The sequence below is a fragment of the Myxococcus sp. MISCRS1 genome, from assembly GCF_026626605.1.
Taxonomy (GTDB): domain Bacteria; phylum Myxococcota; class Myxococcia; order Myxococcales; family Myxococcaceae; genus Myxococcus; species Myxococcus fulvus.
On record NZ_JAPNKB010000001.1, the window covers coordinates 6,684,083 to 6,709,286 of the forward strand.

The 25,204-nt window shown below is 69.9% G+C and carries 21 protein-coding genes; 9 read left to right on the forward strand and 12 right to left on the reverse strand.

Annotated elements, in window-relative coordinates; all coding sequences use genetic code 11:
* Nucleotides 1-56: 56 nt before the first annotated feature.
* Both OWM54_RS26645 and OWM54_RS26650 read left to right on the forward strand, forming a co-directional pair.
* Nucleotides 57-1,748 (forward strand): carbon starvation protein A, encoded by a 1,692-nt coding sequence (locus OWM54_RS26645; RefSeq protein WP_223746950.1) that lies wholly within the window; start codon nucleotides 57-59, stop codon nucleotides 1,746-1,748.
* A gap of 21 nt (nucleotides 1,749-1,769) precedes the next feature.
* Nucleotides 1,770-4,412 carry a fused MFS/spermidine synthase gene (locus tag OWM54_RS26650; RefSeq protein WP_267699315.1) on the forward strand — a complete coding sequence of 881 codons (2,643 nt, stop codon included), beginning with the start codon at nucleotides 1,770-1,772 and terminating at the stop codon, nucleotides 4,410-4,412.
* A 2-nt stretch (nucleotides 4,413-4,414) separates the two neighbouring features.
* Here the strand turns inward: OWM54_RS26650 and OWM54_RS26655 are convergent, their stop codons facing one another.
* Together OWM54_RS26655 and OWM54_RS26660 are read right to left on the reverse strand one after the other, a co-directional pair.
* Nucleotides 4,415-5,191: a YoaK family protein gene (locus tag OWM54_RS26655; RefSeq protein ID WP_248542992.1), complete on the reverse strand. Its 777-nt coding sequence runs from the start codon at nucleotides 5,189-5,191 to the stop codon at nucleotides 4,415-4,417.
* A gap of 65 nt (nucleotides 5,192-5,256) precedes the next feature.
* Nucleotides 5,257-5,601, reverse strand: a complete 345-nt coding sequence (locus OWM54_RS26660) for a histidine triad nucleotide-binding protein (protein ID WP_267699316.1) — start codon at nucleotides 5,599-5,601, stop codon at nucleotides 5,257-5,259.
* A 196-nt stretch (nucleotides 5,602-5,797) separates the two neighbouring features.
* Between OWM54_RS26660 and hprK the strand changes: the two genes are divergently transcribed.
* From hprK to OWM54_RS26695, 7 genes are all read left to right on the forward strand, one after another.
* Nucleotides 5,798-6,763, forward strand: a complete 966-nt coding sequence (gene hprK / locus OWM54_RS26665; protein WP_223747245.1) for an HPr(Ser) kinase/phosphatase — start codon at nucleotides 5,798-5,800, stop codon at nucleotides 6,761-6,763.
* A complete protein-coding gene (rapZ, locus tag OWM54_RS26670) occupies nucleotides 6,760-7,623 on the forward strand; it encodes an RNase adapter RapZ (RefSeq protein WP_141332937.1) in 864 nt (287 codons plus the stop codon). The genes hprK and rapZ overlap by 4 nt, the downstream gene beginning before the upstream one ends.
* A gap of 12 nt (nucleotides 7,624-7,635) precedes the next feature.
* Nucleotides 7,636-8,184, forward strand: coding sequence for a manganese efflux pump MntP family protein (locus OWM54_RS26675; RefSeq protein ID WP_223746954.1), 549 nt, complete (start codon nucleotides 7,636-7,638; stop codon nucleotides 8,182-8,184).
* 143 nt (nucleotides 8,185-8,327) lie between these two features.
* Nucleotides 8,328-9,851 carry a flavin-containing monooxygenase gene (locus OWM54_RS26680; RefSeq protein ID WP_267699317.1) on the forward strand — a complete coding sequence of 508 codons (1,524 nt, stop codon included), beginning with the start codon at nucleotides 8,328-8,330 and terminating at the stop codon, nucleotides 9,849-9,851.
* Entirely contained in the window at nucleotides 9,844-10,947 is a 1,104-nt protein-coding gene (locus OWM54_RS26685) for an alpha/beta hydrolase (protein ID WP_267699318.1), read from the forward strand. The genes OWM54_RS26680 and OWM54_RS26685 overlap by 8 nt, the downstream gene beginning before the upstream one ends.
* Entirely contained in the window at nucleotides 10,944-11,789 is an 846-nt protein-coding gene (locus OWM54_RS26690; protein WP_141328636.1) for an SDR family NAD(P)-dependent oxidoreductase, read from the forward strand. Before OWM54_RS26685 ends, OWM54_RS26690 begins: the two co-directional genes overlap by 4 nt.
* Nucleotides 11,786-12,493, forward strand: a complete 708-nt coding sequence (locus OWM54_RS26695) for a QsdR family transcriptional regulator (RefSeq protein ID WP_223782677.1) — start codon at nucleotides 11,786-11,788, stop codon at nucleotides 12,491-12,493. Before OWM54_RS26690 ends, OWM54_RS26695 begins: the two co-directional genes overlap by 4 nt.
* A gap of 7 nt (nucleotides 12,494-12,500) precedes the next feature.
* On the opposite strand, the gene OWM54_RS26700 is transcribed toward OWM54_RS26695, so the two are convergent.
* From OWM54_RS26700 to OWM54_RS26745, 10 genes are all read right to left on the reverse strand, one after another.
* Complete coding sequence (locus OWM54_RS26700) at nucleotides 12,501-13,247, reverse strand: immunity 52 family protein (RefSeq protein WP_324289150.1); 747 nt, start codon at nucleotides 13,245-13,247, stop codon at nucleotides 12,501-12,503.
* Nucleotides 13,248-13,259: 12 nt separating this feature from the next.
* Nucleotides 13,260-14,537 carry a Tox-REase-5 domain-containing protein gene (locus tag OWM54_RS26705; protein WP_267699319.1) on the reverse strand — a complete coding sequence of 426 codons (1,278 nt, stop codon included), beginning with the start codon at nucleotides 14,535-14,537 and terminating at the stop codon, nucleotides 13,260-13,262.
* A gap of 400 nt (nucleotides 14,538-14,937) precedes the next feature.
* A complete protein-coding gene (locus OWM54_RS26710) occupies nucleotides 14,938-15,399 on the reverse strand; it encodes a hypothetical protein (protein WP_223746961.1) in 462 nt (153 codons plus the stop codon).
* A gap of 202 nt (nucleotides 15,400-15,601) precedes the next feature.
* Nucleotides 15,602-16,246 (reverse strand): putative glycoside hydrolase, encoded by a 645-nt coding sequence (locus OWM54_RS26715; protein ID WP_267699320.1) that lies wholly within the window; start codon nucleotides 16,244-16,246, stop codon nucleotides 15,602-15,604.
* Complete coding sequence (locus OWM54_RS26720; RefSeq protein ID WP_194869357.1) at nucleotides 16,243-16,797, reverse strand: hypothetical protein; 555 nt, start codon at nucleotides 16,795-16,797, stop codon at nucleotides 16,243-16,245. Before OWM54_RS26720 ends, OWM54_RS26715 begins: the two co-directional genes overlap by 4 nt.
* A gap of 10 nt (nucleotides 16,798-16,807) precedes the next feature.
* The gene (locus OWM54_RS26725) at nucleotides 16,808-20,137 is read right to left on the reverse strand and encodes a hypothetical protein (RefSeq protein WP_267699322.1); all 3,330 of its coding nucleotides are present in this window, start codon (nucleotides 20,135-20,137) and stop codon (nucleotides 16,808-16,810) included.
* Nucleotides 20,134-21,504 carry a GH1 family beta-glucosidase gene (locus OWM54_RS26730; protein WP_141328648.1) on the reverse strand — a complete coding sequence of 457 codons (1,371 nt, stop codon included), beginning with the start codon at nucleotides 21,502-21,504 and terminating at the stop codon, nucleotides 20,134-20,136. Before OWM54_RS26730 ends, OWM54_RS26725 begins: the two co-directional genes overlap by 4 nt.
* The gene (locus OWM54_RS26735; RefSeq protein ID WP_223746964.1) at nucleotides 21,485-22,480 is read right to left on the reverse strand and encodes an ABC transporter ATP-binding protein; all 996 of its coding nucleotides are present in this window, start codon (nucleotides 22,478-22,480) and stop codon (nucleotides 21,485-21,487) included. Before OWM54_RS26735 ends, OWM54_RS26730 begins: the two co-directional genes overlap by 20 nt.
* Nucleotides 22,477-24,231 (reverse strand): dipeptide/oligopeptide/nickel ABC transporter permease/ATP-binding protein, encoded by a 1,755-nt coding sequence (locus tag OWM54_RS26740; protein WP_267699323.1) that lies wholly within the window; start codon nucleotides 24,229-24,231, stop codon nucleotides 22,477-22,479. The genes OWM54_RS26735 and OWM54_RS26740 overlap by 4 nt, the downstream gene beginning before the upstream one ends.
* Complete coding sequence (locus OWM54_RS26745) at nucleotides 24,224-25,204, reverse strand: ABC transporter permease (RefSeq protein ID WP_141328654.1); 981 nt, start codon at nucleotides 25,202-25,204, stop codon at nucleotides 24,224-24,226. Before OWM54_RS26745 ends, OWM54_RS26740 begins: the two co-directional genes overlap by 8 nt.

Here is a 25,204-nt window from a genome sequence, read left to right on the forward strand (position 1 = left end):
GGACTTCCAGGAGCCAGGGTGTTGACCGGAAGTCCGGGTCGGGAAAGCCTCGCGGCATGAGCCTCCCCCTGATTGCTGGAGTGTTCCTGGTGGTGCTGGCGCTGGGCTATCGCTTCTACGGAGGCTTCATCGCCCGGCAGTTCCGCCTGGATTCTGGAGCGGTGACGCCCGCGCACGCGAAGAGCGACGGCGTGGACTTCGTTCCGACCAGGCCCTTCTACCTGTTGGGCCAGCACTTCAGCGCGATTGCCGCGGCCGGGCCCATCGCCGGGCCCATCCTGGCGGCGCAGCAGTTCGGTTGGTTGCCGGCGCTCTTGTGGATTGCGGTGGGCTCGGTGTTCATCGGGGCGATGCATGACTTCGCCACGCTGGTGGCGAGCATCCGCCACGGCGCGGTCTCCATCGCGGAGGTGGTGCGCAGCCACCTGGGGCCCACCGCGGGGCTGGCGATGCTGGCCTTCATCTGGGTGGCGCTCGTCTACGTCATCGTCGCCTTCACGGACGCGACGGCGGCCACGTTCGTCAGCGGCGACGCGGAGCTGGAGGGGCTCACCTTCCGCTTCAACCCGGGCGGCGCGGTGGCGTTCGCGTCCATCGCGTACCTGCTGCTGGCGGTGGTGATGGGGCTGGTGGACCGCTGGCTCAAGCCGCCCCTGTGGCTGCAGACGCTCATCTTCGTGCCGGCGACGCTGGGCGTGGTGTACCTGGGCACGCGCATGTCCACGCTGCTGGTGCTGGATGCGCGAGGCTGGTCCGCGCTCATCCTGGCGTACTGCTTCGTCGCGTCGCTCACGCCCGTCTGGGTGCTGCTGCAGCCGCGCGGCTACCTGGGCGGCTTCGTGCTGTACGCCGCGCTGGCGGTGGGCGTGGTGGGCATCTTCTACGGCGGGCTGAGCGGGGAGCTGTCCATCCAGCAGCCCGCCTTCTCGGGCTTCAACGTCCCGGGGCCCGGCGGCGCGCTGTTCCCGTTCCTCTTCGTCACCATCGCGTGCGGCGCGTGCTCGGGGTTCCACGGGCTGGTGTGCTCGGGCACCACGTCGAAGCAGATCGACAAGGAGCCGCACTGCAAGCCGGTGGGCTACGGGGCGATGTTGCTGGAGGGCTTCGTGGCGGTCATCGCGCTGGCGACGGTGATGGTCGCCACCAAGGCGGAGCTGACGGGCAAGGCGCCGGGCGCGGTGTATGGCGCGGGGCTGGGGCGCTTCATCGTCACGGTGCTGGGCAAGGAGTACCTCGTCATCGCGACGACCTTCGGGGCCATGGCCTTCTCCACCTTCGTGTTCGACACGCTGGACGTGTCCACGCGGCTGGGGCGCTACATCCTCCAGGAGCTGTCGGGGAAGAAGGGCAAGGGCGCGGCGATGGTGGCCACCGCGGTGACGTGTGGAGTGCCGCTGGCCTTCGTGCTGCTGGCGGGCTCGGGAGCGTGGCGCTCGTTCTGGACGTTGTTCGGCACGTCGAACCAGCTGCTGGCGTCGCTGTCGCTGCTCGGGGTCTGCGTGTGGCTCAAGAGCACGGGCCGGCCCTATGTGTATGCGTTGGTACCCATGATGTTCGTGGGGGCTGTCACGCTCACCAGCCTGGTGCTCCTGGTGCGCGAGGCGCTGTCGCCGGCGAGCTCGGCGGCGTCGCGGGTGAACGGGGTGGTGGCGGTGGTGTTGCTCGCGTTGGCGCTGTCCCTCTTCGCCGCTGGGTCGCGCGCGCTGCGCTCCCGGCGCCATCCTCCCGCCGCGGCGCCGGCTGTCTGACGTACGTCTCCCAGGGTCTCCATGCTTCGATACTCCGTCGCCATCTTCACGAGCGCCTTCCTGTTGTTCGGGGTGCAGCCCCTGGCGGGGCGCTATGCGCTGCCCTGGTACGGCGGGACGCCCGGTGTGTGGACGGCGTGCATGCTCTTCTTCCAGGCGGCGCTCCTGGGCGGCTACGCGTACTCGCACGGGCTGGCCTCCCGGCTGACGCCGCGCCTGCAGGCGAAGGTGCACCTGGGGGTGCTGGCATTGGCGGTGGCCGTGTTGGGGGTGAGGGCGCTGTGGGTGGGCTCGCCGGTGGCGCCGGGGCCCGAGTGGCGCCCGGTGGGCACGGACCTGGCGGTGCCGCGACTGCTGGCGATGCTGGCGGTCACCATCGGCCTGCCGTTCTTCGTGCTGAGCACCACGGGGCCGCTGCTCCAGTCCTGGTTCGCGAGGGCGCGGCCGGGGCGCTCGCCGTACGTGCTGTATGCGCTGTCGAACGTGGGCTCGCTGCTCGCGCTGCTGGGCTATCCGTTCCTGGTGGAGCCCTGGGTGGGGCGGGGCGCGCAGGCGTGGGGCTGGGGCGTGGGCTTCGTCCTCTTCGCGGTGGCCTGCGCGGTGTGCGCGGTGGATGTGCTGCGCCATGAGCGCTCGGCGGCGGCTCCCGTCGAGGGACAACTCGGCGTCACGGTGACGCACGTGGCGGCGGACGCGGCGTCACGGCTCGCGGTGGGTGCTGGCGCAGCAGGGGGCTTGGGCTCCGATGCGAATGCCGCGCTCATGGGAGGCTCGCGCGAAGCCGAGCCACACGTCGCGGCGGGCGCTGGCAAAGTGGTCTCGGGCGTCGATGCGAATGCCTCGCCCGTGGCGGGCGCGGAGCCGCGAGCGACGGTAGGGGTTGGCGGAACGGTTTCGGGCGTCGATGCGAAGGCCTCGCCCGTGGCGGGCGCGGAGCCGCGAGCGACGGGAACGGTTTCGGGCGTCGATGCGAGCGAGGCTCTCGCCGGAGGCGCTTCGCGCGGGGGGACCGCCGGGCACGCCACGGACGCCGAGGCCGCGCACGCGGCCGCCTTCGCGGCGATGAAGCAGGAGGCGCGCGGTGGCGCGCCGGACGCCCCTGTGATGGAGCACCCGTCGAAGCCCGGCCTGAGGAACACGCTGGAGTGGCTGGGGCTGTCCACCTGCGCCTCCGTGCTGCTGCTCGCCACGACGAACCAGCTCTCGCAGGACGTGGCCGCGGGCCCGTTCCTCTGGGTGCTGCCGCTCGCCGTCTACCTGCTCACCTTCATCCTCGCCTTCTCGCGCGAATCCTTCTACTCGCGCACGCTGTACTCGGTGCTGCTCATCGCCTCGGGCGCCGCGGCGGCGCACGCGCACGCGGCGGGTCCACACTTCCCGCTGCCGCTGCTGCTGCTGGCCTACGCCGCGTCACTCTTCGCCGGCTGCATGGTGTGCCACGGTGAGCTGTTCCGGCTGCGCCCCGCGCCTCGGCACCTGAGCGCCTTCTACCTGTGGGTCTCCGCGGGCGGTGTGCTGGGCGCGCTGTTCGTCAGCGGCGTGGCCACGAACTTCTTCCGCGCCTACTGGGAGTATCCGCTCTCGCTGGGCGGCTGCTGCCTCGTGGCGCTGTTGGGCCTGGCGAAGGCGCCCCTGGACGAGACGCGCGGCCGGCGCGTGAGCCGGATGCTGCGCGGCGCGATGCTCATGATGGTGACGACGAACCTGTTCCTCTCGATGAGCCAGGACCTGGAGCGGGCCCGGTTCAGCGAGCGCAACTTCTTCGGCGTGGTGCGGGTGATGGAGCAGAACGCGGAGGACCCGGCGCTCCACCTCTTCGGCCTGCGCCACGGCGCCGTCACCCACGGCTGGCAGCTCGCCTCACCGGAGAACCGTACGCGGCCCACGACCTATTACACGCGCGAGGCCGGACTGGGCCTGGCCATCGCCGAGCAGCGTCGACTGCGCCAGGCGGTGGGACTGCCCCCTGGCCTGCACGTGGGGGTGCTCGGCCTGGGCGTGGGCACCAGCGCGGCGCTGCTCGAGAAGGACGACCGGGGCCGCTACTACGAAATCAACCCGGCGGTCATCGAGCTGGCCCAGGGCAAGGGCGGCTTCTTCAGCTTCCTCGCGGACTCACCGGCCACCGCGACGATGGTGGAGGGCGACGCGAGAATCTCCCTGGAGCAGGAGCTGGAGCGCGGCGAGCCGCAGGGCTTCGACGTGCTGTCCCTGGACGTCTTCTCCTCGGACGCGGTGCCCGTGCACCTGCTCACCGAGGAGGCGGTGGCCCTCTACAAGCAGCACCTGGCCCCCCACGGCGTGCTGGCGATGCACATCAGCAACGTGCACCTGGACCTGGTGCCGGTGGCGCTGGCGCACGCGCGCAAGCTGGGCATGCACGCGACGTTCGTCTTCCACGAGACGAAGGACGACGCCCTGCGCAGCAACTGGATGCTGCTGAGCCCGGACCGCGAGTTCTCCTGGGGCCCCACCTTCACCCGCGCCACCGCGCGCGTGCGGCGCCTGGGTCTGCGCGGCGAGCCGGACTTCACCTGGACCGATGACCGCAGCAGCGTGCTGCGCGTGCTGCGCCAGGGCGGCCCCGACTCGCGCGTCCTGGACGTGGAGGCCTCCTCGGGCCCGCCGCCCACCCAGCCCCTGGCCCAGCCCGCGCCAGAGTGACGTCACGCCCGTGACGTGGAGCCTCGCGGCGCCCCGCGCGCCGCGGCCGGGCTCAAGTCCAGCCCGATGAGCAGCAGCAGCACCACACACGGCAGCCCCAGCGCCGCGGGCCCGTGGCGCAGGTAGAGCAACGGCCCGCCGGTGCACCCCAGCAGGAACGACAGCCCCAGTCCCAGGTGCAGCCGCGTGCGCTCGAACTCGATGGCCGAGGGCAGGGCGCGCAGGCGCCGGAGCACCCCCCTCACCCCCTGGCCGCGCGAGCCATCCCGCACCCACGCGAACATCTGCACCAACTGGATGCCGATGTCCGTGAGGATGCCGGTGACATGCGTCGTGCGCACCACCGCGCCGGACACGCGCGTGACGAGCGCGTTCTGCAGCCCCATCGCGAACGCCAGCGCCCACAGCAGCACCGGCGCACGCGCACCCGGCGCCGCGTCGAGCGCCACGCCGATGCCCGCCAGCGTCACCACCTCCACCGCGAGCGCGGCCACGTGCCGACCCCGCTCGCGCCGTCGGGACGCATCCAGCAGCGCCGCCGCGCACACCGCGCCGACCACGAAGGCCAGCAGCACCTGGGCGGCCCGGAACGCCAGCGCGCCGTCCCCCAGCGCGAGCGACTCGCCCAGGGACGCCATGTTCCCGGACATGTGGGACGTGTGCACGCCGAGCGCCACGAAGCCCGTCGCGTTCACCGTGCCCGCCACCGCCGCGAGCAGCAGGGCCAGCACCGTGTAGGCACGACGATTCGCGGGAGTCGATTCCGTGGAGAAGGGCATCGCCGGCGCACCCCTCGCGCCTCACGGGACAGACACTAGCAACCGGTGGGCCCCACCGCTTCGCCTCACCCTGGAGGCCAGGTGAGCGAGCGGCCAGCCAGGAGGTGCAGGTGGATGTGGAACACCGTCTGCCCCGCATCGCCGTTCGTGTTCATCACCAGCCGGTAGCCGTCGGTGTCGTGGCCCAGCTGCTTCGCCAGCTTCGCCGCCGCGGTGAAGAGGTGCCCCACCGTGGCCTCGTCCTCCGCCGCGATGTCGTTCACCGTCGGGATGTGCTTGTGGGGGATGAACAGGACGTGCGTGGGCGCCTGAGGGTTGATGTCCTTGAACGCCAGGCAGACGTCGTCCTTGTAGACCACTTTGGCCGGGATGAGGCCGTCTCGAATCTTGCAGAAGAGGCAGTCGGACATGGCCGGGGCTTACCAACCCGCCGGACGCCGGGAAATGGCCATGGCGCGCATTGTTGAGGCGCCAAGCGGTGGCCCGGGCGCCCGAGGCCGGCGGGCCGGTGGTCGGGTGGGCAATCGGCGGTAGAGGTAGGGGAGGCCATGCCCCGTGGGCACTTCGACTCAAAAGGTCCCACCGGTGATATTCCAGGCCCCGACGATGAAATCCATCCGCATCTCCCAGCTCATCGAGGACCACGACTACGACCTGCGGCTGACGCTCGTCGCGGGCGCGGCGGGCCTGACGAGGACGGTGGACTCGCCGCGCATCCAGAAGCCGGGGCTGGCGCTGGCGGGGTTCACCGAGCACCTCCACCCCCGCCGCGTCCAGGTGTTCGGCAACACCGAGATTTCCTACCTGGCCACCCTCCCCGAGTCGCGGCAGCGCGAGGCCCTGTCCAAGCTCTTCGAGGAGGAGGACCTGGCCTGCGTCGTCGTCACCAAGGAGCTGGAGATTCCCCCCGTGCTGGTCACCGCCTGCGAGGCGGAGGGCCTGGCCCTGATGAAGACGCCGCTGCTCTCCAGCGACTTCATCACCCGCGTCCAGTCCTTCCTGGAGGAGGCCCTCACCGAGTCCAGCAGCCTGCACGGCGTGCTGATGGACGTCTTCGGCGTGGGCATCCTGCTCCTGGGCAAGAGTGGCATCGGCAAGAGCGAGATTGCCCTGGACCTGGTGATGCGCGCCCACCGTCTGGTGGCCGACGACATCGTCGACGTCACCCGCCGCAAGGGCGCCGTCTACGGGGCCGGTAATCCGGTCATCAAGCACCACATGGAAATCCGGGGCTTGGGCATCATCAACATCAAGGACCTGTTCGGCGTGGCGGCGGTCCGCGAGCAGAAGAAGATTGAGCTCGTCATCGAGTTGCAGGAGTGGGACCCCCATCAGGAGTACGACCGGCTGGGGGTGGAGGACAAGCACCTGCAGATTGTGGGTGTGGACATCCCGCTGTCGGTGGTACCCGTGCGTCCTGGCCGTAACATGGCGACCATCATCGAGGTGGCCGCCCGCAACCAGTTGTTGAAGCATCAGGGCCACCACTCGGCGCGGGAGTTCGCCGAGCGGCTCAACCGGGCCATCGCCGAAGGGGCGATGCGCCGCACCCTGGGAGAAGAGGTCGAGTGACCGCGCCCGCGAAACAGTTGGTCGTCATCACCGGCATGTCCGGCTCCGGCAAGTCCACCGCCATCCGGGCGTTGGAGGACGCGGGGTTCTTCTGCATCGACAACCTGCCGGTGGTGCTGTTGCCCAAGCTCACGGAGCTGGCGGGCGGTGGCAACATCGAGCGCATGGCGCTGGTGGTGGACGTGCGCGAGGGCGTCTTCCTCAAGGAGGCCCCGCGCATGCTCGACGAGGTGCGTCGCGCCGGCCACCACGTGGAGGTGCTCTTCCTCGACTCGAGCGACGACAGCCTCATCCGTCGCTTCAGCGAGACGCGCCGCCGCCATCCGCTCGCTCCCAATGGCACCGTCGCCGACGGCATCAAGGCCGAGCGCGAGGCGCTGAGGGATTTGCGCGAAATCGCGGACCAGGTCATCGACTCGTCGGTGCTCAACGTCCACGACCTGAAGCGCATGGTGCAGGCGCGCTTCAGCCCGGAGCCCGCCGCGGGCCCCAGCCTGTCGGTGATGTCGTTCGGCTACCGCTACGGCGTGCCGCCGCAGGCGGACCTGGTGCTGGACGTGCGCTTCTTGCCCAACCCGTACTTCGTCCCGGAGATGAAGGGGCTGACGGGCAAGGTGCCGAAGGTGGCCGCGTACGTGCTGGACCGCGACGAGGCGCAGCAGTTCCTCGAGAAGGTGGTGGACCTCTGCCGCTTCCTGTTCCCCCGCTACCAGAAGGAGGGGAAGGCGTACCTCACGGTGGCGCTGGGGTGCACGGGCGGCAAGCACCGCTCGGTGGCCATCGCGGCGGAGCTCACCCGCCGGCTGACCGATGAGAACACCCGCGTCCAGCTGTGGGACCGGGACATCGAGAAGGAATAGCCGGAGGCGTCCATGACCCTGTTCCTGCTCGCGCTCGGGGTGGCGATGGACGCCACCGCCGTCTCCGGAGGCATGGCCATCCGCGGGGCGCGTCCGCCAGACATCCTGAAGCTGGCGGTGACGTTCGGCCTGTTCCAGTTCGGCATGTCCCTGGCCGGCGCGCTCGGGGGCAAGGTCATCCTCACGCGCTTCGCGGCGGTGGACCACTGGATTGCCTTCGGGCTGCTCGCCCTGGTGGGCGGGCACATGATCTACGAGGCGTTCTCCCACGACGAGGAGGAGCGCGCCGCGTCGACGGGCATCAAGCTGCCCATGCTGATGACGCTGGGCGTGGCCACCAGCATCGACGCGCTCGCCGTCGGCGTGACGCTGCCCGCGCTGGAGCTGGGCGTCATCCTCTCCACCGGCCTCATCGGCGTGCTCACCTTCGTGCTGTCCGTCCTGGGCGCGTGGGCGGGCAAGCGGCTGGGTGAGCGCTTCGGCACCAGCATCGAGCTGCTCGGAGGCGTGGTGCTCATCGGCATCGGCCTCAAGACGCTCGTCGAGCACCTGAACCACTGACGTCCCCACTGGCGGGCCCTCGCGAGCGACGGCCTTGTCGGAAATGAGTCAAGGTTGCGAAGTGACTCATGACGCGCCATGGTGGGAATCCGTAGCGCGGGTGGAGTGGGCGACGGGCGGGTTTCCTGGAGCGGAGGTTGGTGATGTCCCTGGCTCGGGTCCGACACTTCCACGTGGCCATCGCTGGCAGCGGCTTTGGTGGCCTGGGCATGGCCATCCGTCTGAAGCAGGAGGGGATGGAGGACTTCGTCATCCTGGAGCGGGCGGGGGACGTGGGCGGCGTCTGGCGGGACAACGTGTACCCGGGCTGCGCGTGTGACGTGCCCTCGCACCTGTACTCGTTCTCCTTCGCGCCCAACCCGCGTTGGTCGCGGGCCTACTCATCGCAGCCGGAGATTCACGCGTACCTGCGTGACTGCGCGGGGCGCTTCGGGGTGCTGCCGCACGTGCGCTTCCACCACACCGTGGAGGAGGCCTCCTGGGACGAGGCCGCGCAGCACTGGCGCCTCCAGACGTCCCAGGGGCTGTTCACCGCGGACGTGTTCATCTTCGCGGCGGGCGCGTTCAACGAGCCCGTGGTGCCCACGCTGCCGGGGTTGGAGCGCTTCCAGGGCAAGGTGATGCACTCGGCCCGGTGGGATTTGAGCTACGCGCTGGAGGGGCGCCGGGTGGCGGTGGTGGGCACGGGCGCGTCCGCCATCCAGTTCGTGCCGGTCATCCAGCCGAAGGTGTCGCGGCTGGTCCTGTTCCAGCGCACGCCGCCGTGGATTCTGCCGCGCGAGGACCGTCCCATCGCCGCATGGAGACAGTGGCTGTATGCGCGAGTCCCCGGGGCGCGGTGGCTGACGCGCCTGGGCATCTACGCGGTGAAGGAGCTGTCCGCGCTGGCCTTCATGCACCCGTGGATCATCCGGCTTGCCCAGCGAGGGGCGAAGCGGCACCTGCGCGACTCGGTGAAGGACCCGGTGCTGCGCGCGAAGCTCACGCCCGGCTACACGATGGGCTGCAAGCGCGTGCTCGTCTCGGACGACTACTTCCCGGCGCTGACCCGGGACAATGTCGAGGTCGTCACGGAGGGCCTCCAGGAGGTGCGCGAGCACTCCGTCGTCACCACGACGGGCGCGGAGCACCCGGTGGACGCGCTCATCTTCGGCACGGGCTTCCAAATCACGGAGCCCGCCTTCGCGCGGCACATCCGGGGACGGGATGGGCGCTCGCTGACCGAGACGTGGGCGGGGAGCATGAAGGCGCACCTGGGCACGTCGGTGAGCGGCTTCCCCAACTTCTTCATGCTGCTGGGGCCCAACACGGGGCTGGGACACACGTCCGTCATCCTGATGATGGAGGCCCAGTTCGCGCATGTGCTCAGCGCGCTGCGCTACCTGGAGGGGCGAGGGCTCGCGGCGGTGGAGCCCACGTCCGACGCGCAGGAGGCGTTCATCCAGGACGTCGACACGCGGATGGCGCGGACGGTCTGGCTCACGGGCGGGTGCGTGAGCTGGTATCTGGATGCCACCGGGCGCAACTCCACGCTGTGGCCCGGCTTCACGTTCTCCTACCACCATCGAGTCTCCGCCTTCGAGCCGTCGGAGTACGTGGCCATCGCCCGGCACGGGCGTTCGAGCGCGACGGCGGGGACTCGTCACCGGAAGCTGGCACATGGCTGATGACACGAAGCTCACCCTCCTGGAGCGCCTGGAGTTCAAGGTCGCGAGCGCGCTGTTCCGCCTGCCGCCGCCGATGCTGGTGCGCTTGTCCGGCAAGCCGCCGGTGGTGATTGACGGGCTGCGCCTGCACCCCGAGGTGCAGCTGCTGCTCTCGCTGCGGGAGCGCAAGGGCGTGCCCCGGAAGTCGGAGCTGCCTCTCGCCGAGTCGCGGAACCGGCTGCGGCGCGAGGCGCTGATGCACTCGGGGGCGCTGGAGCCGGTGGCGTCGGTGACGTCGCGGGTGCTCGAGACGAAGCAGGGCCCGCTGCGGGCGCGGCACTATGTCCCGCCCGGGGACTCACGGGGGCGGCCGCTGCTGGTGTTCTTCCATGGCGGCGGGTTCGTGATGGGGGATTTGGACACGCATGACTCGCCGTGCCGGCGGCTGTGTCACCACGCGGGCGTGCACGTGCTCTCCATCGACTACCGGCTGGCGCCCGAGCATCCGTTCCCCTCGGCGGTGGAGGACGCGATTGCCGCGTTCGAGTGGGCGCTGGAGCACGCGGCGTCGCTGGGCGCGGACCCGGAGCGGGTGGCGGTGGGAGGTGACAGCGCGGGTGGGAACCTGGCGGCCGTCGTCGCGCAGCACACGGTGCGCGAGGGCACGCGCAAGCCGGCGCTCCAGTTCCTGTTGTACCCGACGATGGACCGCACCCGGGACTGGGGCTCGCTGTCGCACTTCGCGGAGGGGTTCTTCCTCACGCGCGTGGATGTCGAGTGGTACCAGGAGCAGTACATGATGGGCAGCACGACGCCGCTGGCGGACCCCCGGGTCTCTCCTCGCCAGGAGAAGTCGCTGGCGGGGGCGCCACCGGCGCTCATCGTCACGGCGGGGTTCGACCCGCTGCGGGACGAGGCGGAGGCGTACGCGACGGCGCTGCGGGAGGCGGGGACGCCGACGACGCTGCGCCGCTTCGACTCGCTGGTGCATGCGTTCGCGAACATGTCGGGGCTGAGTCGGGCGTGTCGGGAGGCGACGGTGGAGGTCGCGCGGTTGCTGCGCCGGATGCTCGACGAGGTGGAGCCGAGCCGGGCGCGAAACGGAGCCAGCACATGAAGACGGTGAAGGACAAGGTCGCGGCAATCACGGGCGCGGGCTCGGGCATCGGCCGGGCCACGGCGGTGTTGCTGGCGAAGCGGGGCTGTCACCTGGCGCTGTCGGACGTGAATCCGCAGGGCCTGGCGGAGACGGAGGCGAAGTGCCGGGAGCACGGGGTGCGCGTGCGGGTGGACCGGGTGGACGTGGCGAAGCGCGAAGAGGTGCACGCGTGGGCGGACGAGGTGGCGCGGGAGTTCGGCGCGGTGCACATCGTCATCAACAACGCGGGGGTGGCGTTGGGGGCGACCATCGAGGACACGCGGTACGAGGACTTCGAGTGGTTGATGAACATCAACTTCTGGGGCGTGGTGTACGGCACGAAGGCGTTCCTGCCGCACCTGAAGGCGGTGGACGCGGGGCACATCGTCAACGTGTCGAGTGTGTTCGGGCTCATCGGGGTGCCGACGCAGGCGGCGTACAACGCGGCGAAGTTCGCGGTGAAGGGGTTCACGGAGGCGCTGCGGCAGGAGCTGGAGGTGGAGGGGGGGAGCATCGGCGTCACGTGTGTGCACCCTGGGGGCATCAAGACGAACATCGCGCGCAACGCGCGGGTGACGGTGCGGCGGGGGTGGACGGACGAGCGCTCGTCGAGTGACTTCGAGAAGGCGTTCGCGACGACGCCGGAGCGGGCGGCGGAGGACATCGTCACGGCCATCCACAAGAACCGGCGTCGTCAGCTCATCGGCGGGGACGCGGTGCTCATCGACTTCATGCAGCGGCTGTTGCCCACGCTGTACCAGCGCGTGTTGGTGGCGGGGATGAAGCGGCGGCGCCGGAAGATGCTGAGCGCGGCGACATGAAGCGGACGGGGGCGAAGCCCGTGCGGCGGAGCGCGAAGGGGGCGCCGTCGAGGACGACGCGTCCGGCCTCGCGCGAGAAGGCGCGGGTGCGGGTGACGCCGTTGTCGAAGCGGCTGGAGGCGCCCTCGCGGGCGACGCCGAGGGATTTGTTCGCGTTGGCGATGCGGTGGTGGAGCGAGGGGGAGCGGTTCGACATCGGCAGGATGGCGCAGGAGCTGGGCGTCAGTCGGGCGACGGTGTTCCGGTGGGCGGGGACGCGCGAGCTGCTCTATGGGGAGGTGCTCTCGGCCCGGTTCGACGCGGCGTTGACGGCGGCGAGGGGCGAGTTCCAGGGCGAGGGCGCGGCGTACCTGGCGAACGTCACCGAGCGGCTCATCCAGCTGATTGTGGAGGACGCGCCGCTCAGGCGCTTCATCCAGCAGGACTCCGAGTACGCGATGCGCGTGCTGATGTCGAAGAGCAGCCGCGTGGAGGAGCGCTGCGCGGCGAGCATCCGCAGGGCGTTGGAGGAGGGCGTGAGGGACAAGCTCATCCGACCGGCGATGAACCTGGATGCGCTGTCGAACGTCATCGTCCGGGTGGGACAGTTCTTCCTGTACCGGGACGCGCTGACGGGAGACCCACCGGACGTGGAGTCCGCGATAACGGCGACGCTCATCCTGCTCACCGCGGAGGCGGGCGACGCGCGGTGGCGCAGGCGGTGAGCGGCAGTCAGGGGACGACGGGACGCAGGAGTCCAGCCCTGGCGAGAAGCTCACCGACGCGTCTGCCCAATTGGACGTGCCCCGCGTCGTGGGTCGTCACACGCTCGGGAGTGAGGATGATGAGGGTGCCCATGTTCTCGACGGGCTCGATGCGGACCGGAGCGGGAAGGGGTGGCACCGTTCCTCGATGGCGCGAAAAGTAGGTGACCCAGCCCACGAAGGTGCCTGCGTCCGAAGTGGGACTCATCCGCTTGCGGTAGTCGTCGGACGTGGCCACGGCCCAGTCCGGCTCCCAGGCCAGCACCTGGCTGCGGACGATGCTCGTGAGGACGGGCGCGGTGGTGATTCGCTCCGCGTTCAGTCCTTTCCTGGGAAGTGGCATGAGGCAGCAGTTGGGGTTGGCTCCAGCGTAATCGCCACACTTGATTTGCAGGCTGGCACTGTCGGCGCCGGAGCCCCCATTGCCGAACCAGAAGCTGTAGCCGAGCTCCTCGATGATGGGACCGCCCGACTCTCGATTGGCGCCGCCGCGGAACAGGTCGGACAGGACGGCTTCATCGGGAGGCATGAGGGGATGGGCACGCCTGTCCCTCGTGGACCGGGTGGGTTTGTACCACTGGGCAAGGAAGGGGTCGCATGCCGCCAGGAGCGGGAGAAGGTGCGCTGTGCGTCGAGCGCAGTCCTCGTGCGACTCCCTGCGGGGGCCCCAATAGGCACCCGCGTAGCAAGGTTCGGGAGCGGCGTTCTCGGTCACGCGTTGGGTTCCTCAGCGCGCGGGGGAGTGGATGACGCGAATGCCCTTGATGCTGTTGCGCTCCAGGAGTCGGGTAATGGCTTCGGCGGCTCGCGCTTCGGCGACATGCCACTCGATGAGCACTCCGAGGCTCCGCACTTGCTGGCTCTGTCGGTTCGCCTGGTCGACAAGGCTCTTGGCTCCTGAATGTTGGAACCAGTCCTTGGGCTCCAGGTCATCGAAGAACTGGGCATAGCCCGGTCCCTTCGCCTCCAGCAACACGCCCTGCTCGAAGCCATCGAACTTCACGCCACCGACCCAGTATGCCTCGTCCGCCGAGTGGCCGGAGATCTGTTCCTGGTAGCGGCGAGCGCGTGGGGACATGGACTCCTTCGCGGGACCCCACTGTCCTGGCCCTGGGCCACCCGAGGGTTGGGGGGGCGCCGAGTTGGCGCGATGAAGCACGATGGCCGCGCCGGGGCCGCCACCCATCACCGTTGCCGCGCGCCCGACAGGTACTGCAAGACGCTCTACTCGGAGTGCTCCCTGCACGGACAGCGACAGCACCGGAACGTGGGCTTCGGCGCCCGTCAGGGCTCCCGTCACCGTGCGAGTCGTGGCCGAAGCCGTCCCCGCCGTGACGAGGAGGTTGGTTGCCAGTTCAGCGGCGGCGCGGACCTGCTCTCCGCGAGTCATGTGCCGGAATCGCTCGAAGTAGGCGGGAGTCGCGGTGATGAGCGCGGCCACTCCGGAGGGCAGGTTCTTCAACTCGGCGAGGCTGTCGAGTGGATGGGTGAGCAACTGCCCCACTGAGAGCGCCAGCTTCAGGAACGCGGACTCCGCGCCATCCAGCGCGCGGCCGAGATAGTCCGCGTCGTCGTACACCTCGACGAACACGGCGCTGTCGATGGGCTCCAGTCGCTCGTTCGCGAGCCGGAAGACGAAGCCGTTGCTGACATAGAAGCGTCCCAGTTCGAAGTGATGCGCCCGGAACGCTCCATCCTCCCATTCGACCTCACCGATGCGTTGTTGCGCCCGCCCTGTGAGCGCCCATGCCAGGCATCCATCCGGACGGAGCACCGCTATCTGACGGAAGCGTCCGACGCGCCGCTGTAGCTCGGCGGGCGCCACAGGCCCTCGTTCGAGAACTTCACGCAGCAGGTGGCCCACCGCCATTCGCGAAGGAAAGGTCCCGAGCGTCACGGGCTTGCGCAGGAGCGTCGCGAGCAGTCGCGCCGCCTGTGCTGGCGTGAGGCTGTTGCCGGGGATGGGCCGGTCGTCCTGCTCCTCAAGCCCGGCGTTCTTCAGCAAGTCCTCGAACGTCTCGACGTGCGCTCCTGAAGCGCTCCGAAGTCCGGCCGACGAGGAGGCGCGTGAGGTTTCGGTGTCATCGCGAAGAGCCTCCCCAGTCCGAGCACCGTGCTGCCGAAGCATGGAAGCCCGACGTCGGCCTGCTGACGACTCGACTCCCGCACAACCCGCGAGAAGGACCGCAACGCACAGTAGCCAGAGGCCGGCACGCATGCTTCACCTCCGTCCTTCATGGGCAGAGTCCATGGGAGGATGCTCCCACTCTTGTCTGACGAAGGACGCCGCACCGGCTCTCGGCGGACAGAACAGGTGAAGCGCTCTGCCGCCGAGAGAACGCAGCCCTTCAGGGGCCCGCGCGGGGGGGGCGGATGGCAGGTGGCTCACTCACACGCCAGGACCCCTACCGCCGCCAGGTGCCGTTGCAGCACCGGACCAGACACTGCCCCGTGGCGACGCAGGGCCGGCCCGCCCAGGGACCGCCGATGCAGTGGCCGTCGAGCTTGGCGGAGCAGTAGATGTCCGCACTGTCACTGGGGAGCGCGCCGTCAGGATAGGTCTCACCTTGGTACGTGCAGGTCCGGCAGGCATTGGTGACGCCATCACAGGCGGCGTGGCCCGTGGGGCCATTCAGCGCCGAGCACGTGGACGTGCCCGAGCACGTGAGCGTGGTGCAGCTCCCGCAGACCGCCGTGGCCGTACAGGCGGCGAGGCTCGGGTCCTGCGCACTCGCCTCCTCGGACAATGCGCTCTCGGAGGTCATCGTCTCCGTGTCGCCCTCGCCCGGCTGCGGCTCGGGGCTGCACGCAACCAGGAACACCGAGAACAGGGCGGCGGTTGCAAGGGAAAGACCGGTTCGAGTCATGGCGAGGCAACTCCTATGGCCTGGGCGGCCGTCGATGGGGTGGCACTGCGGACATGACGGTCCTTCGCCTGCTGTCGCGCGCGAGTCACCCCATCGGTCGGCCACGGCCCGTCGGGCGGAATGCTGCGCGGATGAAGGAGGGGATGCAAGTCTTCAGGAAAGCCCGCTCCCCATGCCAGGGAAGCGGGCCCAATCCCAATCGCTAGTTCGTGAAGTACAGATTGTCGAGCAAGAGCGTGTTGCCCGACGGCCCCGCGCCGGACAGCAGCACGAACGGCGCCTGCACCGCCGCCAGGTTCACGCCCCCCGCCGAGAAGTCCGCCAGGGGGATGGCCAGGTGGTGCCACTGTCCATCATTCGCATACCCATACTTCGTCGCGTCGACCTGGAAGCCCTCCGTGTCGTTCATCCCAATCTTCACCGCGGCGAACCCTGGGTCCGACGACTGCAGGCTCACGTGCAGCGTCTTCCATCCGTCCAGGCTGCGCGGTGTGTCCCAGTGGATGCCGAAGCCGAGCCACGCCTTGCCCGCGTGGACCACGCGGTCCGACAGCTTCCCCTCCACGCGTGTCGTGGACGAAGCAATCGAGACCGTGCCCTCGTACAGGTAGATGTGCGAGTCCACGTCGTTGATGATGATCTCCTCCGAGCGTCCTCCCTCGTAGAAGCCCACGAACAGCCGCCGCTGGCCCTGCTGGTAGGGGAACGGCCCCGGCAGGAACTCCTCCTCCGGATTCGGTCCCGCGTCCCCCTGCACCGACGGCTGATGGTTCTCGTAGTCGGACTCGCCCGGGTCCGGCCGGCAGGCCCCCAGCATCAACAGAACGACACCCAAGGTCCGCTTCATGGCCGCACCGCCTTGTCCGCGCCGCTCGAGGTCCGCACCAGCACCCACCCGCCCGTCACCGTCCCACCCATCTCCACGATGGCCTTGTATGCCGGCGTCACCAGCTCGTACTGAATCGTCCCCGTGGCGTCGTACGTCACCGCGTCCGGGAAGTTGTCGAGCACCGACTGGTACGCCTTGATGGCCAGCTCGCGCACCACCGGCAGGTCCTGCTGCGACGCGAGCCCGTTCTGGTACACGCCCAGCAGGTTCAACCCCACGTAGTACTGCGCCTCGCCATACGGTCCGCGCGCCAGCAGGGTGGCCCACGCGTAGAACGAGGCCACCGGCCCCGCGTTGGCCTGGATGAGCCACTTCGTCTCCGTCCCTGGCGTCGAGTCCACGAAGGGGTTGTTCGGGTCGTCCAGGACCGTCGTGCTCGGGTGCACGCCCATCGTCGCGTCGTGGACCTGGAGCGTCAGGTCCTCCATCGACTCCCCATAGACATAGCTCGCGCGGTCGTAGCACCCGGAGGCCGCCAGCGCCGCGAGGAGCACAAGACACGTCTTCATCCGTCGTCCCTCAGAGCGAAAGGATTGCATACGCACCCACCTCGTATTCGCGGCCCTCGAGCCCCTCGGCGATGGCCGTCGTGCTCAGGCCCTCCGAGTACTCGTTCAGCATGCGCACCAGCCCTCGCAGACCGAAGCGCGTGGACACCGCCCCCAGCACCGGACGCTTCAGGCCGTAGGACAAGTCGCCTCCGACCTGCAGCGGATAGGTGAGGTTGAAGATGCGGTGGTAGTCGTACGGCCCCCAGTCGTTGAAGCGCACCTGCGCCGCCAGGAGCAGCGTGTCGTACAGCGCGTTGGCATCCAGGCCGAAGCGGCGCACCTGCCGCGCGTCCTCGCCACCCGACTGGTTGCTGCCCACGAACGCCGTGCCGTACAGCTTCAGCCGCTGCGACGGGTTGCCCACCATGCGCAGCGACGCCTCCCACTCGTCCCGAGCGGGCGGAGCGCCGGCGAACGGCACCGCGCTGCCATCCGCGAGGATGGCGATGCTCGCGTCACGCGACGTCGGCTGGTGGCGGTACACCAGGTCCAGGCCCGCGGCGAACGGCGCGTCCTCGCGCATCTCCCGGTCCCACTGCCAGAACCACGTCCCGGGCGTCGGGTCGAAGGTGATGAGCAGCTCCGCGCCCAGCGTCTCGCGGTTGTCGAGCACCGTGAACGCGTCCTGCAACACGTTGCGCGCGCGCACCGCCGGGAAGTACGTGCCCGTCTCCTGGTCGAATGTGTCGGGGATGTTCGGGTTCGGTCCGATGAGCGGCTTCTGGTACAACAGATTGGGCGCCACCTCGATGGTGCCCAGCTGGAACGCCGCGCCCGCCTGCGCGCCGAAGTGATTGCCGCGCCCGCTCTCCCGCAGGCTCCAGCCCGTGAGCACGATGCTCGGCTCCGGACCGCCGTCCGCCACGAGCCCCCGGAACGAGCCCTGCGCGAACACGCGCGCCCCGCCGAAGTCATACGTGGCCCGCGCCTTGGCGCCGAGCGTGTCCAGGAACTGCACCTTGTCGCGCAGCACCTCCTGGCCCGTGCCCTGGTAGCCGGGGCCGTTCGTCTCGCGCGTCCAGGTGAACTCCTCGCCGATGCGCTGCGGCGCCGCGAGGATGCCGCCCACGTCCACGGACAGCGGACCCTGGTTCCACTCGAAGGTCAGCGCCGTGCGGCGCGCCACCCGCTCACGGATGACGGAGGCCGTCTGCTGCGTGCCGCCGCGCGCGATGTCCTCCTGGTGCACCAGCGTCAGCGCCGCGTTGCCGAAGCCCTTGCGGTACTTGGCGACGATGGAGGGGTTGGCGCCCCAGTACAGCTCCGGGCCGATGGCGAGCTTGAAGCCCTCGTACGCGCGCTTGCCGCTGAGCACCACGCCGAAGGGCGCGTTGCCGTGGTAGATGTCGATGTTCGGCCCGTAGTTGGCCTCGCGGTACAGGCCGAAGAAGTCGCCCTCCTCGCCCCAGTGGTAGTGGCCGACGCGGTAGAAGCCCTCGAGCGCGAAGTCCGTGCGGTCCAGCTTGAACTCCGCCTGGTACAGCGCGAACCGGTCGAACCCCGACACGCCCGGCTGCGCCACGCCCGGCGTCGGAGAGACACCCGGCGTGGGCGTCGTCGGCGCGGGCGTGTTGCCCCGGTTCTCGTAGAACAGGTTGTTGAGGCGGTTGGTGGCCACGTTGCCCACCACGTTGAACGACGCGCGCCCGTACACGCCGGTGGCGGGCTGGAGCGCCAGGTCGAAGAAGATGGACTCCGTGTGGTCGGAGGCCGTCTGGTTCGGCCGCGTCGTCGCGATGCTCCCGCGCGACAGCGAGCTGTCCATCACCAGCCGGAGGTTGGACACGCGCACCGCGCTGAGCTCATCCGCCTTCGCCAGGGCGATGGAGGACTCGTACCCCTTCGACAGCTCCGAGGGCCGCAGCGCCCCGAAGTGCGCGTGGATGCGGTCCAGGTCCGTCTCCTCCGCGTACGGGTCCAGCCGGAAGGCCGCCTGCAAGAGGTAGTAGGCCGTGCGCGGCTGGATGCGGGAGATGCCCGCGTCATCCGGCGTGCCGAGCGCGCAGATGCCGAACCACTCCTCGTTCATGTTGTTCTGGCCCGGCACGAAGTCCGCCGCGTAGCCGCCGTTGGGCCACGAGGCCGTGGTGTCGTGCAGGGACAGGTTGGACTCCTGGCCCACCTTCCACCAGCCGTCCACCCACTGGAACACGAAGCCGCCGAGCGCGTTGCCCACGCGGCCCTGGCCGTACGTCTGGGTGTAGATCTCCTCCCACTGCTGGCGCAGGTACTCGGCCTGCGCCAGGTGGTCCTCGCGGCCTTCCTTCGCGTTGTACGCGTCCGCGCCGAACTCGGAGAAGAGCACCGGCTTGTCCACCTTGCGCAGCACCTCCTCGTACAAGTCGCGCACGCTCGGGCCGCGGTAGACGTTGGCGCCGAAGATGTCGATGTCCGCGGCGTGCTGCGCCACCAGGTCGATGTACTGGAGGTCGCCGTTCGCCAGGGCCACCGGGTGGTTCACGTCGCGCGCCTTGATGGTCCGCGCCGCTTCCCCCATCAGCGTGTACAGGTGCACCGCGCGCGCGGCGTCCTCCTGGCCGGGCAGCGCCTCGATTTCATACGAGGTCCAGTGCAGGCCGTAGTTGTTCTCGTTGCCGAGCAGCCACAGCAGCACACCGGGGACGCCCCGGTAGACCTCCACCTTCTTCGCCAGCTCCGCGAGCAGCGCCTCGCGGTGCGTCTTGTTGGAGTAGTCGATGTTCGGCACGAAGGCGCCGTTGACGGTGGCGCCGTAGCGGCCCATCAGCGGGTTCACCACGGTGGTGATGCCGTAGTTCTTGAAGATGAACTCCACCCAGCGCGGCGGGATGTCGTCGAACTGGCGGATGGAGTTGACGCCCATGTCGCGCAGCAGCGTCATCTCGCGCGCCAGCACCGCGCGCACGAAGTCGTCGGGCTGGTTCCAGAGCGAGTAGCGGTAGTTCTCGCCGATGGGCGTGTAGCCCCAGTTCATGCCGCGCATGAGGAAGTCGCGGCCGTCCACCTTCAGCTTGAAGCCCCGCTCGTCGCGGTACAGCTTGACGACGGTGGCCTTCTCCGCGCCCGCCGTGACGTCCACGGTGGGCAGGGCGATGGGCTGGGGGGACGGCGCGGGGCTCGGAGGTCCCTCGGGCAGCGTGGACGTGGTGGGCGGAGGCGCGCCGCCGGGCTGCGCGGCGGCGGGCGGCGCGTTCTCCACGGGCGCCGCGGGAGGCTGCGCGGCGCCGGGCTGGACGGGAGGCGCCTGGACGTCCTGGGCGAGGCCCGAGGGCGCGTGCAGGGCGAGGGTCAGCAGGGGTGCGAGGAACAGGGCTCTCATGCGGCCAGCTCCACATCCAGCCCGTTCTGGGCCACCACGGCGCGGTACAGGTGCGCGCTGTCCTTGGGGATGCGCTTCTGGGTGGCGTAGTCGACGTAGACCATGCCGAAGCGCTTCTGGTAGCCGTAGGCCCACTCGAAGTTGTCCAGCAGGGACCAGGCGAAGTAGCCCTGGAGCGGCACGCCCTGGCGGATGGCCTCGAGCGAGGCCTCCAGGTGCAGCCGCAGGTACTGCACGCGCTTGGTGTCGCGCACGCGGCCGTCCGCGTCGGGGCCCGTGCCGTACGCGGCGCCGTTCTCCGTCACGTAGAGGCGGCCCGGGTTGTAGTCCTGGTGCAGCCGCACGAGCAGCTGGGTGAGGCCGTGCGGGCTCACCTCCCAGTCCATCTCCGTCTTCTCGCTGCTGACGTGGACGGTGCGCGGCGCGTTCTGCGACTCGGGGATGCGGTCGCTGCGCAGGACGGCGCGGTTGTAGTAGTTGACCCCGAGGAAATCGATGGGCGTGGAGATGTCCTCCAGGTCTCCGGCGCGCAGGAAGGGCAGGGTGTCCGACTTCAGATGGCCCGCGGCGACATGGTCCTGGATGACGTCACGCGGGTAGCCGCGTCCGTAGAGCGGGTCCAGGTACCAGCGGTTGAAGCCACCGTCGAAGGAGCGGCAGGCCTCCAGGTCCTCGGCGCTGGGCGACGCGGGCTCGGCGGGCACCAGGTTGAGGGTGATGCCCACGTCCGCCTGGGACACGTTGGAGCGCAGCACGGGCACCGCCTGTCCGTGGGACAGGAGTACGTGGTGGGCCGTGGCCAGGGCCTGGCCCCAGTCCTTGATGCCGGGCGCGTGCTCACCGTTGGCGTAGCCCAGCACGCTGATGCACCAGGGCTCGTTGTGCGTAATCCAGCGCTTCGCGCGGTCGCCGAGCTTCTGGCTCACGACGTCCGCGTACTCGACGAAGGCGCTCACCGTGTCGCGCGAGGCCCAGCCGCCCTGGTCCTGGAGCGCCTGGGGGAGGTCCCAGTGGTACAGGGTGACGCAGGGCTCGATGCCGGCCTCCAGCAGGCCGTCGACCAGCCGTGAGTAGAAGTCCAGGCCGGCCTGGCTCACCTTGCCGCGGCCGGTGGGGAGGATGCGGGGCCACGCGATGGAGAAGCGGTAGGACTTCAGTCCCATCCAGCGCATCAGCTCCACGTCCTCGCGCCACCGATGGTAGTGGTCGCAGGCGACGTTGCCGTTGGTGCCGTCCTGAATCTTCCCAGGCGTGGCGGAGAAACGGTCCCAGATGGATTCACCGCGCCCGTCAACATCGGTGGCGCCTTCAATCTGGTACGAGGAGGTGGCGACACCCCACACGAAGTCACGAGGAAACTGCCGCATCGTCAGGGACTCCTTTCGAGGACTCGAGGTGGCAGCGGACGTGGTGCTCCGCCGCGGAATGGTGGAAGGGGGGAATCGATTCGTGACAGCGCACGTCCGCGTGCGGACAGCGCGGGGCGAAGGCGCAGCCCAATGGCGGCGCGGGCCCGGCGGGAGTGCGAGCGGGCAGCGGCGTGCGCAGGAAGTCCACGCCGTCCGGCACCGCGGAGAGCAGCAGGCGCGTGTACGGGTGGCGAGGTGCCTGGAGCACCTCGCGGGTGTGGCCTGTCTCCACGACGCTGCCCGCGTAGAGCACCAGCACGCGGTCCGCGAGGTGTCGCGCGCTCGCCAGGTCGTGGGTGATGAAGAGGATGCCGATGCCGCGCTCGCGCGTCAGGCCCTTGAGGAGCTGGAGCACGCCCCGGCGCGTGGAGACGTCGAGCATCGACGTGGGCTCGTCCGCGATGATGACGTCGGGTTCGACGGCCAGCGCCCGGGCCACCGCGACGCGCTGCCGCTGGCCTCCGGACAGCTCGTGCGGATAGCGCTGGGCGAACTGCTCCACGGGCGTCAGGCCCACGGACTCCAGCAGCGCGTGCACGCGGCGCTTGAGCTCCACGCCCTGGGCCTTGCCGTGGCGCAGGAGCGAGCGCTCCAGGTGATAAGCCACGGTGTGCACGGGGTTGAGCGAGGCGAACGGGTCCTGGAACACCATCTGCACGCGGGCGCGGTAGGACAGCGACGCGGCGCGGCCGTCGTGCGCGAGGACGTTCTCTCCGTGCAGACGCAGCTCGCCGCCGTCCGGGGTGTCCAGCCGCGCGAGCAGGCGCGCCAGGGTGCTCTTGCCGCTGCCGGACTCACCGACGAGCGCGAGGATTTCGCCGCGCTCCAGTGAGAAGGAGACGTCCTGCAACACCTTGCGCCGGGAGCGCGAGAGGAAGCCGCCCAGCGGGAAGCTCTTCGACAAGCGCGTGGCCTCCAGGAGCGGCGGGCTCATCGGCGACCTCCGGGCAGCGCGGCCTGTGCGGGTTTGAGTGAGGCGTGCTCCAGGACGTCCGGTGGCGGCGGCGCCACATCGGACGCGCCGAGGTGCGGGAAGGACGAGAGCAAGAGCCGCGTGTACGGATGCTTCGCGTCCGTGCGCAGCCGCTGTGCCGTGTCCACCTCCACCAGCTTGCCGGCCTGGAGGATGCCCACCCGGTCCGCGAGCGCCAGCAACAGCGGCAGGTCATGCGTGATGAACAGGACGGCGAAGCCCAGCCGGTCCTTCAGCTCCACCACCCGCTGGAGCAGCTCCTTCTGCACCACCACATCGAGCGCCGTCGTGGGCTCGTCCATCACCACCAGCTTCGGCTCCAGCGCCAACGCCAGCGCGATGCCCACCCGCTGCCGCATGCCGCCCGACAGCTGGTGCGGCCACGCGTGCACCAGCTCTGGCTTCAGCCCCACCATCGCGAGCATCTCGCGCGCCCGCGCATGGGACGCCGCGCGGGAGCTCCCCCCGTGCGCCGCCAGCGTGTCGTGGAACTGCTCGCCCAACGAGAGCACCGGATTGAGCGCGCTCATCGCGCTCTGGAACACCATCGACACCCGGCTCCAGCGGAACTCGCGCATCGCCTCGGGCGACAGCGCGGTGACGTCCGTACCGTCGAACAGGATGCGGCCCTGGGTAATCGCCGCCGACGGAGGCAGCAGTCTCAACAGCGCGTAGCCCAGCGTCGACTTGCCGCTCCCCGACTCACCCGCGAGCCCGAACACCTCGCCCGGCGCGATGTCGAGCGACACCTGGTCCACCACCCGCGAAGGCCCCGAGGCCGTCATGTACTCGATGGACACCCCGCGCACGCTCAGGAGCACACCGGACGCGGGCACCTCGGAGGACGCCTCGACCGCCTTCGCGGGCACCGGCGCCGAAGGGGGCGCCCGCAGCGCGGGGTTCGTCACCTCATCGATGGCGGAGCTCAGCAGCGTGAGCGAGAAACCCACCAGCGCGATGCACAGGCCCGTGGGAACGAAGATCCACCACGAGCGCGTCAGGAGCGCCGCGTCGTTGCCGGCCCAGTACAGGTTGGTGCCCCACGTCACCGCGCCCACGTCGCCCAGGCCCAGGAACTCCAGCCCCACCTGCGCGCCCACCGCGTACAGCGTGTTCCCGATGAACGACGACGCCACCAGCGACGCCATGTTGGGCAAGAGCTCCCGGGTGATGATGCGCGCGTGGCTCTCCCCGGCCACCACCGCCGCCGCCACGAAGTCCCGACCGCGCAAGGCCAGCGCCTCCGCCCGGAACACCCGCGCGTTCCACGCCCAGCCGGCGAAGGTGAGCACCACCACCATGCGCATCGGCCCCGAGGGCAGGTACGCCCCCAGCACGATGGCCAACGGCAGCCCGGGGATGACCAGGAACACGTTGGTGGTCAGCGTCAGCGCGTCATCCACACGCCGGCCCAGGTAGCCCGCCGTGATTCCCACCAGCGCGCCCACCAGCGTCACCAGCGCGCCCACCGCGAAGCCGATGGCCAGGGTCTCCCGCGCGCCCACCACCGTCTGCGCGAGCACGTCCTGTCCCTGCCCCGTCGTGCCGAACAGGTGCGCGCGCGAGGGCGGCTGGTGCGGCTGGCCCACCAGCTCCGTGGGGTCCATCACCAGCCACGGGCCCACCAGCGCGAGCAAGAGGAAGCCCAGCAGGATGCTGCCTCCCACCGCCGCCTTGCGCTGGCGGAGCAGGCGTCGAAGGGTCTCACGCATGGGCGCGGGTCCTCGGGTCCAGCCAGAGGCAGAGCAGGTCCACCGCGAAGTTCGCGGCGAGCACCGCCAGCGTGATGACCAGGAAGAGCCCCTGCATCAGCGGGTAGTCCTGGTTGCGCACCGCGAGGATGAGCAGGTAGCCCGTCCCCGGATACGAGAAGACAATCTCCGTCAGCAGCGAGCCGCTGAGCACGAACCCCAGCGCCATCCCGAAGCCCGTCACGTTGGGCAGCAGCGCGTTGCGCGCCGCGTACCGCAGCATCACCTGCCGGGGCGGCAGCCCCTTCGCGTGCGCCAGCCGCAGCGTGTCCGTGCCCAGCACGGCCACCATGGTGTTGCGCATGCTCAGCATCCACCCGCCCAGCGTGGCCACCACGATGGACGTCGCCGGCAGCACCGCGTGCCGCCCCACGTCCGCGATGAACGAGAGCGTCAGCCCCGGCTCCACGTCGTGCGAGTACGCGTGCCGCAGCGGGAACCACCCCAGCCCGAAGCCGAAGAGGTACAGCGCCAGCATGGCCAGCCAGAAGTAGGGGAAGGCCCCCAGGAACGCGAGCGCCGGCGCCAGCGCGGAGTCCATCCATCCGCCCCGGTTCCACGCCGCCAGCACGCCCAGCATCGTCCCCACCGCGAAGCTGATGACCACCGCGCACCCGGCCAGCCCCACCGTCCACAAGAGCCCCGTGCCGATGACCTCCGACACGCGCGACGGGTAGTACGCGTAGGACAGCCCCAGGTCGCCCGAGAGCAGGTGCTTCAGGTACGTGACGTACTGCACGTGCCACGGCGCGTCCGTGAAGCCGAAGGCCGTCTTCAGCGCCACCAGCGCCTCCGGCGAGATGCGCCCCTCGAAGCGCGCGAACATCGCCGTGGCCGGATCTCCAGGCGCGAGCCTCGGGATGACGAAGTTCATCGTCAGCGAGGCCCACGCCGCGAGCAGATAGAAGCCGAGCCTGCGAAGCACGTAGGACAT

Excerpts from the sequence above, each read along its gene's own strand:
- OWM54_RS26645 (WP_223746950.1), top strand. The coding sequence starts at position 57 with ATGAGCCTCCCCCTGATTGCTGGAGTGTTCCTGGTGGTGCTGGCGCTG.
- OWM54_RS26650 (WP_267699315.1), top strand. The coding sequence starts at position 1,770 with ATGCTTCGATACTCCGTCGCCATCTTCACGAGCGCCTTCCTGTTGTTC.
- OWM54_RS26655 (WP_248542992.1), bottom strand. The coding sequence starts at position 5,191 with ATGCCCTTCTCCACGGAATCGACTCCCGCGAATCGTCGTGCCTACACG.
- OWM54_RS26660 (WP_267699316.1), bottom strand. The coding sequence starts at position 5,601 with ATGTCCGACTGCCTCTTCTGCAAGATTCGAGACGGCCTCATCCCGGCC.
- hprK (WP_223747245.1), top strand. The coding sequence starts at position 5,798 with ATGAAATCCATCCGCATCTCCCAGCTCATCGAGGACCACGACTACGAC.
- OWM54_RS26675 (WP_223746954.1), top strand. The coding sequence starts at position 7,636 with ATGACCCTGTTCCTGCTCGCGCTCGGGGTGGCGATGGACGCCACCGCC.
- OWM54_RS26680 (WP_267699317.1), top strand. The coding sequence starts at position 8,328 with ATGTCCCTGGCTCGGGTCCGACACTTCCACGTGGCCATCGCTGGCAGC.
- OWM54_RS26685 (WP_267699318.1), top strand. The coding sequence starts at position 9,844 with ATGGCTGATGACACGAAGCTCACCCTCCTGGAGCGCCTGGAGTTCAAG.
- OWM54_RS26690 (WP_141328636.1), top strand. The coding sequence starts at position 10,944 with ATGAAGACGGTGAAGGACAAGGTCGCGGCAATCACGGGCGCGGGCTCG.
- OWM54_RS26695 (WP_223782677.1), top strand. The coding sequence starts at position 11,786 with ATGAAGCGGACGGGGGCGAAGCCCGTGCGGCGGAGCGCGAAGGGGGCG.
- OWM54_RS26710 (WP_223746961.1), bottom strand. The coding sequence starts at position 15,399 with ATGACTCGAACCGGTCTTTCCCTTGCAACCGCCGCCCTGTTCTCGGTG.
- OWM54_RS26715 (WP_267699320.1), bottom strand. The coding sequence starts at position 16,246 with ATGAAGCGGACCTTGGGTGTCGTTCTGTTGATGCTGGGGGCCTGCCGG.
- OWM54_RS26720 (WP_194869357.1), bottom strand. The coding sequence starts at position 16,797 with ATGAAGACGTGTCTTGTGCTCCTCGCGGCGCTGGCGGCCTCCGGGTGC.
- OWM54_RS26725 (WP_267699322.1), bottom strand. The coding sequence starts at position 20,137 with ATGAGAGCCCTGTTCCTCGCACCCCTGCTGACCCTCGCCCTGCACGCG.
- OWM54_RS26730 (WP_141328648.1), bottom strand. The coding sequence starts at position 21,504 with ATGCGGCAGTTTCCTCGTGACTTCGTGTGGGGTGTCGCCACCTCCTCG.
- OWM54_RS26735 (WP_223746964.1), bottom strand. The coding sequence starts at position 22,480 with ATGAGCCCGCCGCTCCTGGAGGCCACGCGCTTGTCGAAGAGCTTCCCG.
- OWM54_RS26740 (WP_267699323.1), bottom strand. The coding sequence starts at position 24,231 with ATGCGTGAGACCCTTCGACGCCTGCTCCGCCAGCGCAAGGCGGCGGTG.
- OWM54_RS26745 (WP_141328654.1), bottom strand. The coding sequence starts at position 25,204 with ATGTCCTACGTGCTTCGCAGGCTCGGCTTCTATCTGCTCGCGGCGTGG.